The 16,126-nt window shown below is 53.4% G+C and carries 12 protein-coding genes; 2 read left to right on the top strand and 10 right to left on the bottom strand.

Going from position 1 to position 16,126, the window contains the following annotated elements:
• Positions 1–42 precede the first annotated feature (42 nt).
• From ABMC88_RS17505 to dndB, 10 genes are all read right to left on the bottom strand, one after another.
• Entirely contained in the window at positions 43–1,869 is a 1,827-nt protein-coding gene (locus tag ABMC88_RS17505) for a DUF262 domain-containing protein (protein ID WP_349578171.1), read from the bottom strand.
• Between the two features lie 20 nt (positions 1,870–1,889).
• Positions 1,890–2,390, bottom strand: a complete 501-nt coding sequence (locus ABMC88_RS17500) for a hypothetical protein (RefSeq protein WP_349578170.1) — start codon at positions 2,388–2,390, stop codon at positions 1,890–1,892.
• Positions 2,387–4,321 carry an AAA family ATPase gene (locus ABMC88_RS17495; protein WP_349578169.1) on the bottom strand — a complete coding sequence of 645 codons (1,935 nt, stop codon included), beginning with the start codon at positions 4,319–4,321 and terminating at the stop codon, positions 2,387–2,389. The genes ABMC88_RS17500 and ABMC88_RS17495 overlap by 4 nt, the downstream gene beginning before the upstream one ends.
• 11 nt (positions 4,322–4,332) lie before the next feature.
• Positions 4,333–4,518 (bottom strand): hypothetical protein, encoded by a 186-nt coding sequence (locus ABMC88_RS17490; protein ID WP_349578168.1) that lies wholly within the window; start codon positions 4,516–4,518, stop codon positions 4,333–4,335.
• The gene (locus ABMC88_RS17485) at positions 4,515–6,380 is read right to left on the bottom strand and encodes a DEAD/DEAH box helicase family protein (protein WP_349578167.1); all 1,866 of its coding nucleotides are present in this window, start codon (positions 6,378–6,380) and stop codon (positions 4,515–4,517) included. Before ABMC88_RS17485 ends, ABMC88_RS17490 begins: the two co-directional genes overlap by 4 nt.
• A gap of 267 nt (positions 6,381–6,647) precedes the next feature.
• Positions 6,648–7,811, bottom strand: coding sequence for a cysteine desulfurase family protein (locus tag ABMC88_RS17480; RefSeq protein WP_349578166.1), 1,164 nt, complete (start codon positions 7,809–7,811; stop codon positions 6,648–6,650).
• A gap of 4 nt (positions 7,812–7,815) precedes the next feature.
• Entirely contained in the window at positions 7,816–8,190 is a 375-nt protein-coding gene (gene dndE, locus ABMC88_RS17475; RefSeq protein ID WP_011567101.1) for a DNA sulfur modification protein DndE, read from the bottom strand.
• Complete coding sequence (gene dndD / locus ABMC88_RS17470) at positions 8,180–10,132, bottom strand: DNA sulfur modification protein DndD (protein WP_349578165.1); 1,953 nt, start codon at positions 10,130–10,132, stop codon at positions 8,180–8,182. Before dndD ends, dndE begins: the two co-directional genes overlap by 11 nt.
• Positions 10,129–11,592 carry a DNA phosphorothioation system sulfurtransferase DndC gene (dndC, locus tag ABMC88_RS17465; RefSeq protein ID WP_349578164.1) on the bottom strand — a complete coding sequence of 488 codons (1,464 nt, stop codon included), beginning with the start codon at positions 11,590–11,592 and terminating at the stop codon, positions 10,129–10,131. Before dndC ends, dndD begins: the two co-directional genes overlap by 4 nt.
• Entirely contained in the window at positions 11,589–12,695 is a 1,107-nt protein-coding gene (dndB, locus tag ABMC88_RS17460) for a DNA sulfur modification protein DndB (protein WP_349578163.1), read from the bottom strand. Before dndB ends, dndC begins: the two co-directional genes overlap by 4 nt.
• Positions 12,696–13,419: 724 nt before the next feature.
• Here dndB and ABMC88_RS17455 point away from each other — a divergent pair.
• Both ABMC88_RS17455 and ABMC88_RS17450 read left to right on the top strand, forming a co-directional pair.
• Positions 13,420–13,788 (top strand): phosphoglycerate kinase, encoded by a 369-nt coding sequence (locus tag ABMC88_RS17455; RefSeq protein WP_349578162.1) that lies wholly within the window; start codon positions 13,420–13,422, stop codon positions 13,786–13,788.
• Between the two features lie 119 nt (positions 13,789–13,907).
• Positions 13,908–15,773: a ParB/RepB/Spo0J family partition protein gene (locus ABMC88_RS17450; RefSeq protein ID WP_349578161.1), complete on the top strand. Its 1,866-nt coding sequence runs from the start codon at positions 13,908–13,910 to the stop codon at positions 15,771–15,773.
• Positions 15,774–16,126: the final 353 nt, after the last annotated feature.

The raw sequence follows: 16,126 nt of genomic DNA, 5'->3' as shown, positions 1-16,126 counted from the left end.
ATCTCTACTTTGTGCACAAATCAACATAGGTTTGCTACCTTGCTAGATCTGAAAGATCCTAAACAATTTTGCCACGACATCGCCACGGCGATCTTGAAAACTGTTGATATCCCAAGTTTCGTTCTGTGAAATATCCCTATTTGTCGCTAGATCCGATTGCGCAAACGCTGCTCGTTTTGCTGCAAACTCTCTATTAGCTACGGCATCGTTCTCTCCTTGGCTCATTATGGTCAAGTTGCCGATTGAGTTTATAAAAGGCCTGAGCTCAGGGTCCATATTAGCTGCGTTTTGTGCCTCTATGTGCTCTAGCGTAACCGTCTTAAAATCCACAACGCGCGAAGGATCCCGACATACAGGTCTCCCCTGGGCTCCATCGTCAAACCAGCGTTTCATGAGCTCCATCATGACAAGTGCGTAGCGAATGGTTTTGTTATTATCTTGTCCATACTCCAAAGCCTTGAGTCGCTCTTGAAAGACATCGTCTCCAGCAAAATCGGAGACTAAGGTTGCTAGGTCACTCCTAAGATCGCCGACACCAAACTGATCGGGCGTTTCCCGTATGATTTGGATATGTTTCTCGAATATTGCGCTGACTGGATAGATAGGCGCTTTGACCACCACACCGTATCGAAACGCAAAACGCTCTACGAGGTCGGCGACCTGCACAAAGGTGCCGGGGCTTAGCAGCGACGCGGCATGAAGCATGGGAAAGCAATATTCTTGACAAAGGACCTTGGTGATAGCTTCAAAGCGCGATTTAAAGACCGGTGTGAAACTTGGGTGTTCCGCAACACAAATTTCACCACCGGCGATCTTTTGAATCGCAACCACGTCTTGCTCTAGTTGTTGAACAGCTTGCAAGACACTCTTGGCTTCACCTTCCGTCGCTTTTTTGTCGCCTTGAACGCTTGAAAACAGGACTTCTTCTATCTGGTCGACAGGCTGGTGTCGCTTCCGGTGGATCCCTGTTCGAGAGGTAAACGCAGCTTCAAGGGCTTCATCAGGTATCAGGTTTCCGCCTGATAGGACATTGTCCCATGCCTGTTCCATTGACCCGACCTCGCCACTGTCCAGTCTGTGCGATGCAAATTCTAGAGTAGACGCTCTTAGGAGGTCACAGTTGGATACAGGAACACCCCGACTGTTCAGAACTCTGTAGATGTGGTTGGCTTGGCTACTGGATCCAGCGGACAAATGAACAATGATAAGATCATTCAGGAACACCGCATATAGTGTTTCCAGAATTCTGTGGGCGTCTTGATTGTCCTGAGCCCGCTCAAAAAGGCTCTGCAGGTACTCTACGATTGCAGCGTTTGCATGCTCCAGCCTATCGTGAGAAACCCTCGACGCTTCACGGTCTTGTCCCGCCAATAGGCGTTCGAAATATGGATCGTCCACTTTGTTGAGCAGAAGCTTTCGGATCGACTTCTGTGACTTGAACTCGATATCACTGGTTCGTTCGAATGTATGAATCAGGTTTTCAGCTCTTGCACCGAAAAAGTCTGCAAACTCTTGCGCATCGCCGAGCACCGCCGCATTCTCAGCAGTCTCTTGATATTTTCTCCTCAACGCACAGAGGAACATATAAACAGTTGCAAGGCGTTGTTGTCCATCAATGACGATTTGATGTGGGCGTGAAGTGCCGGGAATCTCTCCTGGCGATGTGACAATTGCTCCAAGAAAGTGAGGTCTGGGTGCTGCTGTAACCCGTCTCCTTCTACATTGGTCAACATCTCCCAGAAAAAGAGACACTGCGGTTTTGTCCCAAGCATAGTCTCGCTGAAAATGTGGCACCGCAAAGGTGCAGAAGCCTCCGAGAAACGAGGAAACTGTTGATTGTGCTGAACGAAGGTTGAGAGAATCCTGCATAAAACCCGCCGATCTTATCGTCAAACTGATACTCGCCGACTCCACATTTCGTGAAACCGTAAGAGGAAATCTTGTACACTGGTTGGCTTTGGTTGGAGGTGCTCTTCAAGATAATCAAAACCTCCTGCTGCATACAGGTTCGCCTTGTCCACCCCAGCAGTTTCACTCAGCCGCGTTGGCGAGTTCACATCGAGCAGTTTTGCAATTTCTCGCTCAAAATCTCGGCTGGAATAGTTCTCGGTGTCCAGTCGTCGTAGCTCAGCTTCTACGACGAGACCTCCAATGAACTCCTTGGATTCGCGAAATACTTCTGGGTAGCCACCTGGAAAGAAGGTGCTTCCTTCCAAATCGTCTTCACGTCCCATTCCGGAAATGCATGTGCCTACCATGAGGCACGCATAGAATGCATCGAACAGCAAGAAATCGCGACCTCTATCGTCATCCCGAGGGGTGTTTGAGAACATCTTCTGGTCTCGATAACCAAAATACGACCTAACGCCCTTGTGTAGCAAAAAACTCATCCCTTAGCTCCTACAGTCGCGTGGAACTTTTGGAATGCGTCAATGCCATTCTCAACTTTTGGGCGCCCAGTGATCCCATCAATCGATATTGTGATATACTCGACATCGTCTCGTTCGAAGAATGTATCAGAAAATCCTTCCCGCTCGCTCGAGATAACAAAGATGATCATCTGGTCGAAAAGTGGAGGTATCAGTTCACCGACGGTTCTGCGAATTTCGATGTCCAAGGAAACAGCCGGTGAATCTACGACAAAGGGTAGCTTGTGTGGCGCTTGAGCAAGCAAGGCCGTAAGAAAAGCATAAGACACTGCAAGTTTTTGACCTTCACTCACTGAAGTCTTGACCTGTACAGAGTCCGTCGTCAGACACAGACTTCCTTCAATCGAAGAAACTCGTAACTGTTCATTTGGAAGTATGTTCTCGAGGTTCTTGTTGGTCTTGTCTTTGATCCTTGTCCTTAGTCTTTTGACCGCGCCAAGTTCAGTACTCTTAACCAAAGCCTTGAGTGCTTCAGTTTTTTGCATGAAGTCATAGGTACCAGACACAGTATCAAGTTTTCTTTGGCGTGCATGGCGCTCTCGTTTGCAAGCCGGAATGTTGCTCTGCCATGCTGTATCGGTTGAGCCGAGATAGTCCGCTGTGAGCTTTTCAATTGACTCATCCACCGTCGCAAGCCGACTCAAAATTCTTGCTCTTTCAGCTTTGCACTTCTCGATCTCTTCAAATCGTGGTGCATTGGGGTCTGCTTCAATTCTTAGCTTTCGTTGACTAGCTAACTGCAGCGCGTCTCGTGCCATCCCAAGCTGACCCAAAACTTCTCCAAGCGAGGTCCGTTCTTGGTTAACTTCTCGCAGCGCCAGTTTCATCTGGTTGATGACGGCAATTTGGTCATTGCCCAGATAGTCTTTCGCCGTTGAGAGAATAGTTTGACGTTCTTCTTGTCCAATTGTCGACCCACAAACACATTTTGGTTGTTCGGCAAGTTGAAGGAAGAACTCTTCTGACATGGTGCGCGGAAGTTTGAGTGTTTGCATGGTCCCGCCAAGAGATTCCAGGCGATGGAATACAGTCTCATGGAGCAAAGGTGGTGATCTAAATAACTGGATCGACTGCGCCGTCAGTTCTGAAATGAGGTTGCTAGAACGCAGGATCTCATCCTCGATCTCCTTGAGCTCATCTGCATACTGGGTGTTTTGTCCGGTAAGTTCGTCGATCCGCTGGTCCAGTTCGCCAACCTCCCGTTCGCTTTTCTTTTTCTCAGATTTCAGACTTCGCTCATCGCGCTCAAGTTGAGCTAAAGTGTTAAGAACCTCTTCGAGTTCATTTGTGAAGCGCTCAATGGAGTTCTTGGTCGCTGCGGAGGAGATGGATGCTGCGCTTCGCTGGCGCTTCTTAGCTAGCGCATCTATTTCAAGTTCAAGCTCTCTCAGCTGGTCGAGTTTGTAGAGCGCCCTGATGGAGCTATCCGCACGATCCGCTCCCTGCTCGATTATTTCTGATGCTAGTTCGCCATCAAAAACGAACAGCTGGGTGATCTTGTCTTCAAAGGTGTCGCGCAACAATGGAGGCAAGCGGTGCCCAGGCTTATCTCCGCCCGAAACATCGCTCACGGATGTTGTAGTGAAGGTACATCGACCGTTTCGAAAGTCGAAGTCCATTCGAACTCTCCACGGATCATCATCAATCCTTAGCGCTAGTTCGAAAAACCCAGATTCGACACTATCGTCAACTTTTAGGGAATTAATGTCTGTTGCCGTAAGGCTCTTGCCCGTTAGGGCATCTCGGAAAAGACGCATGGTTGTCGTTTTCCCTGTGCCGTTCGGCATTTGGAGAAGAGTCCAGCGCTTAGGGTGGCTAGAAAAATCGATATCAACATCTCTAAGGTAGCCACGGAGGTTTTTGGCACGCCAGCCAGTAATCTGAACTCTCATCCGACTCGGCCCTACTCTTCGTTCGGCATATCATTGATTAAATCGAGCAGATCAGATTCGTGAAATTGACCGACCAACTTGTTCACAATGCGCTTTTCGAACTTTCGCGCATAGGGCGTATCTTCCAACCCGCGCTTGCGAAGGGCGTCTGCAATGGCATCCAAGACCTCCGGGTCGATAACGTTTTCACTATTCATTCTATTTCGTCCTGTTGCGGAATAACGTTTGAGAGTTGTGTGAACCAGTTGTATCGGTCTAAGTCGGCAGAGCCGTCGACCGCATCTTGGTTGGTGAAGTCAACAAAGTCCAACACATGTGCTCTCTTGGTTGGGTTTTCTGGGTCAGTCCTAAGGCATCGGCCCAGTCTTTGAATTGTTTCGAGCTTGGCTCGGGATGAGGAGAACAAAACGATGTTCTGGACGGACTGAATGTCGATTCCTTCTGATAGGCGGTGACAACTTACCAGGCATTCTAGTTTGCCTTCTGCAAAACGCTCCAAGTTCGCACTTTCATCGGACTGAAAGTAAGTATGGTACGGTACGCGAGCTTCCATGAGCAGTGATTGAACATCTCTGCCAAAAGCTGCGGTTTCGACAAAAATGAGGCATCTCTTGAATAGATCTGGTTGTTCACTCAGGAAGTCGTTGAAAGGCCTGATTTTCTCTTTTGTGGTTTTTCGGACGCGAGCAATATCGCGGTACAGAGCCTCGTCGCTCACAGCTTCACCCGCTGCTTGTTTGGCATGGTGTCGCTTGATTATTTGACGGATTTCAACCTTGTCTTCGTTGGACAGTGTATAGCTCAGCGCGGTGTACTCGAAACCACAGAGGATACCCTTTTTGATCGCATCCTCGAGCCCAAACTCGAAAATGACAGGCCCAATCTCGGCGGAAATGAAATCGTTGCCCTCACTGTCATACTCTCTTTCGGGTGTGGCACTCAATCCAAGCCGATACTTGAACCTGCTTAGTTGTCCAGTCAGGTCGCGCACCATCGAAGGTGAACCCATTCCATGAACTTCATCGCAGACAAGTAGCGCATTACTAACGTCTTCATCTTCAAGGAAAGGTAAGACTTTGTTGAGCTGTTGGCGTGCGATAATCAGCACTTTTGGTAATCGACAAGATAGAAACGAAGAGGCTTCCTTCCATCTCCCAAAATGCCGGAACACGGCCAAATCCGAACTCATGATCGCTGATTTGTGCCACTGTGTAAGCAAGTCAGTACCAGACATTGTTATCACGACCGATTTTATTGCGCACCGCTCTGTGAGTTCGTCGATTATCTTGAAGGCCGTCTTCGTTTTTCCAGTTCCGGTCGCCATTTCCAAGACGCCATGTTTCTTCTCCAGAAACGCCTCTACCGCTGCGTCTTGGTGAATCCACTTATTCGACTCTTTGCTGACTTTTGGGGCTTTGGGTGCGTTGTACGGTCTACCAAGAGTGCTTGTGAATTGGATCAATTTTTTCTTTATGGCGTCTGGCAACTGGAATACGCGTACATTCGGATCTTGGTTGTTCCAAAGTTTGTCAAAGCGATGCTGGTGTTCTGAAACTCTTTGAGCTTCTCGTCCGTCTATCCAAGAATAAAATACACTAATAGACTCATAGTTTCGGAAAGCCTTAGCGCTGTCATTTTGCGACCCATGGAAGGCGATACTATCACTAAGTTCATCGGAGAATATTCCGAATTTATCGTGAAAATCGCCGTCTAGGTCTCCTCTGGGTAATGCAATGCGTATGTCCAACAGGCCGTCGGCGATCATCCATGACAGCGCCGCCAGCGTTTGGGTTTCAAGCGCGCTCGGAAGGTCGTCGACAACGCTCCGTAAGCTCTCGTAAAGCAGCAGGTCTGATTTAGCTTGATCGCCTTGATTGAGTGCAGCCCAATCTTCTGCCCCCATGTATGGACTTACTACAAACCTCGCTCTTCCTCCGCCGCCGGCAAAGACCGCCAGTCCCGACCCAGCCAGTCGCAACCAGTTTGATGTAAAGTACCCTACTCCACGGTCATATTGATTTGCTGCAGCCAGAGCTGGTCCATAGAATTCCGAAATCATTCCGTTCGTTGAAGTGTTTAGCGACGGAAGGGTAGGTAACTCTCGAAGGGGCATACTAGCTTGATTTTCAATACAAAGGTTTGTGGAGCGTCGTCCTAGCTACCACTATTTGTAGCAGCAACACGAGGCTCAAGGAAGTTAGTAAGGATAGAAAAGCAGCGAGACCCAGGAAAACCTTTTCCATGAAAGTCAAAAGGACCTGAAACAGTTATCCAGTACGACCCGTCGCACGCTCGACGTGATCAATCGAGATTTTGCTGAGACGGTCTACGCAGTGGCCAACAATAGTAATTCAGCCGAAGCATTGATGAAGAATTTGGCGATTATCGACATGTCTTCACGGTCCGTTTGCCGACCCAGACCTAGCCGGAAGGCATTGCGCGCCCTAGGAGTGTCGCCGAACATGGCGAGCAGAACGTGAGAGGTTTCGACATGTTCTGTGGCGCAGGCGCTCGATGCGGAGAAGCAGATGTCGTTCCTGAGCTTCTGCATCAGCGCTTGTGGTACAACGCCGTCGATTGTGAGCGACATCGTGTTTGGCAACCGCGCCTCTGTGTTGCCATTGACCTGCACCGCTAAGGTCTCTTTGAGTTCCCTTTCAAGCTGGTCTCGCAAGGCACCAATCCGATCCCGGTCATGGTCTATGTTTTTTGAGATGAGCTCAAATGCATGTCCAAGGCCTGCAATGCCAGGCGTGTTCAAGGTCCCTGCCCGCAATCCCTTTTCTTGCCCACCACCAAACATAACTGGGGCTAAGTTGACCCGTGGTTTTCGGATCGAGCGGTAAAGGGTCCCTACTCCTTTCGGTCCGTAGGCCTTGTGTCCGGAAAAACTTGCTAGATGGATGGGGGCGTTCTTGAGATCAAGCGGCACAAAAGCCGAAGCTTGCGAGAAATCCGTGTGGAACAGCGCCCCAGCCTCCTCGGCAAGCTGGCCTGCCTCCAGGATCGGTTGCAAAACACCCGTCTCATTGTTGGCGGCCATGATGGAAACCAATCCGGTCTCATTTGTCAAAGACTGAGCCAGCTCATCGAGGGAAATCTGGCCACCTTCATCTACCCCCAATCGCGTTACCCGCGCGCCTTGCGCTTCGAGATGGTCGAAACAGGCCAGAACAGATGGGTGCTCGATCTTGCTGGTGATCAGATGCGTGCGTCCTGCCTCCTTGAGCCGAGGGAACACTCCAAGGATCGCAAGATTGTTTGCTTCGGTGGACCCGGCTGTGAAGACAAGCTCGGTTTCCTTGCAATTGAAATGGCCCGCAATCTGCGCGCGCGCAGTCTCGACAACCCGAGCGGCCGCTGATCCTTGGCTGTGCTCAACACTTGATGGGTTTGCATATACGTCCCGACTGACACGTATGACCGTCTCCAAAACCTCCGGATCAATCGGAGTAGAAGCGTTGTGGTCAAGGTAAATCGGTGCCGACATCGCTTCACGCACTCCCCGCGATCAGCTCGGCCGCATCCGCCGGGGATTTGAGGCGAACCGAGAGTTGCCGCACACCACGATCGATGTGCAACCGCAAGCGCGCCAGCAAATCACTGTCGTCGGTTTCGATCTCCTCAGCTCCAAACTCGACGTATTTCAGAAGGTCGATGAAGAGAGGTTGGAAGTCCCCAAAGAGCGTATAGGCGTTGAATTCTTGACCCTCGCCCGCATCATCGGCTGCGCCGGATATGGGCCCGGCTTCAAAGGATGACAGCATGGCCATGCGGCAAACGAGGTTGGGTGTCAGACCGGATCTTTGTGAAATGATCCGCACCTGACCGGTCGCCGTCGATGAGATCCGAAACTTGTTAATGTGCATCAGTCGTCTCCAGAACCTGTGCATCCGCTTCAGCACTCAACACCGTGATCTCCGTGCGCTGTCCACCGACCACAGCACCAATCTCAAAACGCCGGCTCACATAAGGGCTGATGATCTCCAACAGATCTGGGGTCAGCTCGGTATCCGTGCACAGCATGATGACCTGCGCCGAGCTGCGCGGCACGTAATTTGCCATTAAGTTTGTCCGGTGTTTCCGGTCCAGACGTGACAACGGCGTGTCGATGATCATGGGCAATTCTCGCCCACTTGTTCGGCCAAGCGCCCAAAGCATTGAGATTGCAAAGAGCTGCCGCTCACCGGCGGAGAGTTCGGACGGCGTAATCTCTCTGCCCTCTTTGCCCATAAGCTTCAGCTGAAAGCTGTTGGGGTCGACGATGACGTCATGCACGAGCGACTTGCGCGTGACGAGGCCGCTGAAAGCCTCGATGAAATGCTTGGAAAGCGAGGCGAGGCGCAGCTGAACAATCCGCTCCTCATACTCATTGAGTGCTGCCTGCGCTCGCGTCGCCAGGTCACGTTTCTCTTCAGCCTTTGCAAGCGCGAAGACGGCGTCCTGTGACTTACGCAACTCGCGCTCCAGCCGTTCGATCAGTGCACGCGCCTGTGTCGCCTCGCCTTGCTTGCGATTGAAATCAGTTTCAACTGCGCCGAGTTCGAACTCTGCTTTCTTCAGCTCCTCAAATGCACCAGAGGCAGCACCGGGACGGAAGTTCTTCAACTGATCCTTCAAGGTCGTACGTTGCTTTTGCAACTCAGCCAGTTGCGCAGCCAATGTGGCGACCTTTACCCGTTCGTCCGCGACCTGAGAAAGTTTCGCCAAGACCCAGTCCGGTTCGGAGCTCAGAGCCATTTTGAGCCCGGAACTTTGGCGCTTCCTGGCGAAGTCTTTCAGTTGCGCAAAATGCGAATTCGTCCATATCTCGTCGTCTTTGCCCACGGCCGACTGGAAATTCGAGACAAAGGCTTCGATCGCTGTCGCGCTTTGCTGCCCGCGCGCCTCCTCAAGGTCTGCTGAAAACCGATAGAGAAGGTTTGGAGCTAGGGCAAAAGGCGCGACACCGTTTACAAGCGACTTTAATGCGTTGGTTTGCTTGGTCAGGTCAGCTACAACCCGCTTAAGCTCCTCCGACAGGGTGTCACGGCTGAGCGCGATGCTGCCACCCTCTTGTTCAAAGACTTTCTGTGACGCTTCGCTTCGGCGCGCGAGTTGGGTGCGCTTTGCTGATAGCGATCCAATCTCCTCCTCAGCCAAGACCAGATCAGATTTTGCGATCTCGAGATCGCGCCGGAGACCTTCCAGGTCGGTGTCACCGTCCCGGTCCATGCTGCGTGATTTGTAGAGGGCGAGATCGCCCCGAAGCTGATCGAGAATATCGATCCCCAGCAAGGATTTGATTGCATCAGTCAGCCCGGTACTTTCCTGATCGTCAGCAATGTCTTGGATCTTCTCTCCATCGAAAAAGAAAAGCTGCGACACCCCAGCTGGAATGATGTCTTCAAGATAGTGGTTCCAATCCTCGCTTGGGATATCTTCCACCGGTGCGCCATTGCGTTCAAACTCAAGGCTTTCAATGACGCTGGCACCGCGGGCCGCCCAAGATCGCCGCACAGTGTAGAGATCTTCATTGCCGAGATGTTGGCTTTTGAAGGCCAGTTCGACAGAAGCACTGCGATCCTTGGCGAAGTTGTTGATCCGTTTAAGGAGATGCCGCTCATATTCGGCCTGCCCAACACGCGCGCCGAGGGCGCGTTTGCCGTAGAGCGCCAAACGTACGGACTCCAAGAACGTTGTCTTCCCGGCACCATTATGGCCAACAACCAAAACCACAGGTTTTTGCCCGTCTGGCTCGGGCGCAAGATCGAAGCGATTCTCACCGCCGTAAAGACCAAAATTAGAGAGGCTTAGAGACTGTAAGATCATGATTCAGTCTCAAACAGAGGGTCAGACGAAGATGCCTCGCGATTCTTCAATCGCGCTTTGCGCTCGTTCAGGACTGTTGTTTCGTCTCGCCATTCCTGCTCAAGGATAGAAGCGATCTTTCTGTGAATAAGGGTCCGGCGCTTGAGGCCCCGCACGGAACGCTCTGCCTCCAGGAGCTGGGCCAGAAGGCGTGGCGGCAAATCATGCGCGGCGCAGACATCCGCCAGGACCTTTGCGTCATCAGCTTGGAATTCAAATCCGTCGGTCGCATCCGCTGGGAGTTCCTTTCCCGTCACGGCTTTGAGGGTCTCTGAAACAGCGTCACCCCAGTCACCCTGCTCGCTGCGCCAAATCCGACGAATTTCCCGTAGTTCTTCGACCTGTATAAGGTCTGTCTTCTCCCCGGGCGGTGCTTTGGCATTCACCTGCTCTTGCGCCTCCAGAAGCTTTCTTAAGAGTTTCTTGCGATAGTCGAAAAGATACGGACCAGGAATTGACGTCTCTGCATCGCCAACGAAGGTCACTGAGCCGTCCCGACGCTTGAAGTCTCGGAATTCTCTCTTTCTGTCAGGGTTCTGTGTCTCGGCCAGTTCGTCACGCAAATCAAGCAGTGGTTCGAGCCACTCTTCGCCATTGTCGATCATCGCTTCCATGGCCTTGTCTTTTGTCACAACCGTGCACACCCAGCAGCCAAAGCGGGAATTCCCACAGCTTTCGGTTTGCTTGTCGACCACAAGTGGGCACTCGCCAGCTTGCGCGTTTCGATACATCGCAAGCAAATCGCGGTTGTCCGATCCCCAAGGCGACTGGTTTTGCAGCAAGAAAGCCCAAACATCATCAACACCGAAGGTCTCGATCGGAGTGAAGACGAAAGCGCCGGGCAAGGTCGAATGGCGAGACAAAGCCGTCCCGTCGATCTTGTGCAGCGACATCACTTGCGCGCGTGTCGCGCTTTCAGAGGACCGTACGCCCAGAACCATGACAACTTCGCCATATTCGGCCACGCGGTTCTTGATAAAGGCATTGGCCGGGTCGATCTTCAGCCGCTCTGTGCACCATCGAAAGCGTTTTGACGGTGCAGGATATCCGCGACCAATCAGGTTCACCCAGAAGCTATCTGAGATCTCCGGAACCACCTTTTGTGCGGTGATGGGCATGTTCTGGTCTACTGCTGCCGCGTTGATCGCAGCCAAAGTCTCATCGATGTAGTTTAGGATCACAGGCGTCTCAACAAGCGTGTCGGAACTGAGGACAAAGATTGGCTTGCGTCGCGCATCTTCCGGAAGCGCACGAATGGCACTCCAGATCAGTTGCAAGGCACAGGTTGAATCCTTTCCGCCGCTATATCCGATCACCCATGGCCGGTCGTCTGCCGCGTAAACGGTACGGATCTGCTCTTGCAGGGCAACAAGGTCGAGCCCTACGCTCTTTGATTGGTCGGTATCTGTACTTATTGTCATGCGACGACTTTCTCCTCAGCCAATGACGCCAGGTAGTCGTCTTCATTCGCTTGTTCTTTTTGATTGAGTGGCAAGCCCACAGCTTCCACTAGGACGTTTGCCGCAAGATGTACGGATTTCACACTGCCATCCATGCCGCGCGCACCCATGACGCGTGGACGCCAGAGCTGGGCATTGCGCTTGCTCCAATTGATCTCCGCGAGCGGAGCCAGGCTTTCCGCCCACCCATCCGGTTTAGCTCCAATCAGTCTTGCCCCTAGGACACCAAACGCCTGCAACATGACGCCATGCGCATGAACCGTTTCTTTGCGCAAATCACCTGCTGTCGTTGCGCCGCGCATCAGTTTCTGCCAGTCTGGGATAACCTCAGAAACCTGACACCAATATGCGATCACGGTGCTTTCAGTGTTCTCACCGAACCGATCCGCGTCTTGTCCGGCAAGCCACTTGTTGGCTTGATTCAGGCTGGACAAGGTGAAGAGATTTTTGGCCCGGTTCGAAAGAGATGTTTTTTCGAGATCGGTGAATTCTTGGAAAAACGGAATGTCCTCTAACACGCGCGTGCTCAGACGCGCCAGAGGATTTCTGCGGTCATAGAGGACATTCAGCGATCCTGATGGACGTACCGCATTCTTGTTGAGGTCTGCGAACATTTGCTGGCAGCGTTCCAGCCCCTCATCCACGAAGAGCACAACTGAGATAGTCTCGTTTTCCAGTTTGGGTCGTGTTTTCAGGGCTTCTTCGATTGCTGCGCGACGATGCTGACCATCGTTTAGGATGATGCGCGCTGTCATCGAAAGCCGTAGCTCGCCTACATTACGGAACTGAAGACCGTCGCTGGCTGGAGAAAACTCAAGATCACCATCCACGGATGCGCAGAGAGACGAGAGCGTATATTCCTCGAAGTTTTCCGAGAGGTAGGATGCGATTTGAGGAACGCGGACATTAGACAGTATGCGTTGAGCACGCAGGTCTGCCGGCAATTCTTGACTGTCGAAATCGAAAATCTTTGGCACCATCTTAAGAGGGACCATGATCACATAATATTCGGTTCCAGCCTGGACACCGCGTATGGCTGCAAAATTATAGAAATTACCGCTCATGAGACCCCCTGCCTTTACGCTGGAAGTCTATGGAAGTCTTGCGGGAAGTCAATTCCGAAAGGTCGCTTCGCGCGATTTTCGGCGAGCAATAACTTTCCGTTGGTGGTCTAGCCCAAATAAGATCCGAGAACGAGCACATTAGTCTTCGTTTTTTGAATGCCTTTTGCGCACGTCAGCGCGGGGGCGCCGACCAGGCTCTTGGCTTTGCCCGAAGCCGCCACGCGTCTTCGCCTCGTCAGGAAACGATCCTTCGTGCTTGTCTCAAATGAGATCGTGGGTGAGACCACGATCGATTGGTTCAGTTGTCAGCCGGGTCTCCGCTTTGCTCTGACCCAGCTGGCAGTTTTCAAATGAGCTGAGGTCCGCCTGCCATCCGGCCGTCACCCCGAACAGGGGCTCTGGTGCCGCGTTCCGCGTCAGCCTTCACCGGAGAAATCCGGTTCCTCCCGCACGGCTCGTGCGGGTCCCTCCCGATTTCACCGCTTCGGCCCCCTGTGTCTGGGTGCCGCCCGGCCGCAGGACGGGCTGTCGCCCTCTCCTGCTCTGTCCCGCCGAAAAGCACGGGGGCTTTTCGGGCTAACAGATCAGCCGAAGCCTCCGCCACTGGCGGAGTGGTGAGGATCGGAGAGCGCTCAAGGTGAGCAAACCCCGGATACCAAAGGCTGGCCGAAGGGTCGGGACAAAAAGAAACACCGCGCCGCTCTAACCACGAAAAGAGCAGGCCATGGGCCTCGATCAATATGCATATATCAAAACAGCCGAAAGGGGCGAGGAAGGCGAAAGCGCCAAGTTCGTCTGGCGCAAGCACTCCAAGCTGCAGACCTTCATGGAGACGCTGTATGTCGAGCGCACCGGACTGTCAGCCTGCGATCTCAATTGCGGGGAGTTGAAACTGGAAGCCTCTGATATCGACACGCTCGAACATGCGATCAAGGAAAGCGCCCTGCCCCAATGCGAGGGCGGTTTCTTCTACGGACACCAGTTTCAAGACGAGCAAGCCACGGAATATCGCGACTATGATCTCGAATTCTGCGCATGGGCGCGGTCTGAAATCCAAGCGGGATCAACCGTGATCTATTCCTGCTGGTGGTAACGCCTCGGGGCCAGAGCGTCGAAGCGCTCTTGCCCCCTCCCCTCCCCGTTCAACGAACCATCCGCCGAGCGCCCAAGCCGCTCCGAGCGGGCCATACATCCATCCGAAAGGACAATCCAATGACCATTGAGCAAACCATCCAGACCGACACCGCCAGCGCCGTGATCCTGCAAATCTCATTGGAGATGCTTTACATCTCCGATCTGAACCCGCGCAAAGCGGTTTCTGAGGCCCATATCGAAAGCCTTGCCGACAGCATTGAGCGCTTCGGCCTCATCCACAATTTCGCCGGTCTCATGGACGAGGACGGAAGGGTCGGGATCGTCGCAGGCGGGTGCCGCTTCCGCGCGATCCAGATGATCGCTGAGCGCTCCGATGCCCATCCGTTTACAACGGTGCCTGTTAAGCTGGCCACTGATGCAGCCGAGGCCGAGTACTGGGCCAGCGCCGAGACCGCTGCCCGCGAGGACATGACACCCGCTGACGAAATCCGCGCCTTTGGCCGTATGAAATCGCGCGGGGCTACCGTGCCGGAAATCGCCCTCGCCTTCGCCGTGACCGAGGCCCGCGTCTATCAACGGCTGGCGCTGGCAGGCCTGCCCGAGCCGGTGCTGGATGCGCTGGCTGCAGGAGAGATCAGCCTCGGCACAGCCAAGGCCTTCACCCTCTCCGACGACGAGGCACTGACCTTGAGCCTCTTGGAACAGGTCAGAGGTCAAGCGGTGTCCGAAAGCGCTATCAAAAACGCGCTGCACCCCGATGCCATCAAGGCCACGGACCGCCGCGCCAAATTTGTGGGCATCGAGGCTTATGAGTCCTCGGGCGGGACGATCACGCGCGATCTCTTCTCCGACGAGGTTTTCCTCGCCTCCCCTGCCCTTCTGGATCGCCTCTTTGCCGAGAAGCTGGATGCGGTCTGCACCGAACTGAGCGAAGCGCAGGCCTGGGCATGGGTCGAGGCCCGCAGCGAGGCCTGGCTCAACTACTATGAGCTTGATCAGATGAAACTGGCCCGCCTCTACCCCATCGAAGGTGATCTGACCGAAGACGAAGCCGAGGAATACGACGAGTTGGCAGACCTCGCCAATGGCGGGGTTCTGGACGAAGACGGCGCGGCGCGGCTCTCAGAACTGCAGGCCGTTCTGGACGGTAATTATTCCGAAAACCAGAAGGCGCATGCGGGTTGCATCATCTTCGTGAATTCCTCGGGCGCTCTTGAAGTGACCGCAGGTTTGGTGCGGTCGGAGGATAAGAAAGCGGCCATTGAGGCAGGTGTTCTATCTGCCCCGCAGACGAGCAAACCTGATACCCTGAAATCCCCCTATTCGCAGAAACTTGTGGCGGACATGCAGGCGATCCGATTGGCTTCTGTTCAAGAGGCCCTCTTGGCCAAACCTGAATTGGTTCTGGGCATGCTGGGTTTCGGTTTGTCGGAAGCTTCAGGCAGTTTCGAGAGTGTCTTCGGCATTCGTCTTGACCGCCCGACCAATGCGCCAAGCGCTGAGGATGGGTTCGCCCGCGAGCCGCGTCTCGAACATGGGATCGACGCCAGTGAATACTGGCAGAAAGGCACCCGGGTGGAAGACCTGCCCGACGCGTTTGCCGAGTTTCGCGAGACTGGAAAGAAAGCCCGCAATGCCCAGATCACCGAAGCCATCACACGAACCCTGCCCTATCGGGCTGGTGGCGCGGAATTCTTTGACCTGATCGCGGACGAGGCTGGGGCTGATATCCGCAAGCATTGGACGCCCACGGTGGAGAACTTCTTCTCGCGGGTGTCGGCCGGTCATCTGGTCGATCTGATATGCGAGTTTCTCGACTGCGATGTCCGCGACGAGCGTGTCGCTGCTTTCGCGAAACTCAAGAAGGCGGAAAAGGCTGAAAAGATGGAAAAACTGGTGAGCGATCCGACAACCCAAAAACTCATGGGGCTGACGCCGGAGCAGAAGGCCAAACTCGACAAATGGGTGCCGGACTGCACCTGACCCTCCTTCGTGGGAAGGACCAACTGGCCCCGCTTAGGCGGGGTCTTTTTTGTCGCTAAGCGCCGACCTAATACGAATCCCTCGAATTGTCCGGCGGCGGGGCAGAAGGACAAGCCCCCTGCCCCGCCGCCGGACCGGCGCTGTCCGCGCGGGAGCACCGCCTGGGCGTTGCATGGCAGTTGATAATGACGAACGCAGATCGCCGAGAGTTGACGCCACACGAAACCAATCCCATAGGGTAAGCCTCTGAAATTATTCATAGGTTGCCGCTTCCGATGCGTGAAATTACCCGGACTGAGCTCTACGAACTGGTTTGGTCAAAGCCGATGACCAAGGTTGCCGAGGATTTCGGG

It is taken from the genome of Sulfitobacter aquimarinus (genome assembly GCF_040149565.1).
Taxonomy (GTDB): Bacteria; Pseudomonadota; Alphaproteobacteria; order Rhodobacterales; family Rhodobacteraceae; genus Sulfitobacter; species Sulfitobacter aquimarinus.
This window is presented reverse-complemented; position numbering and strand designations above follow the sequence as displayed.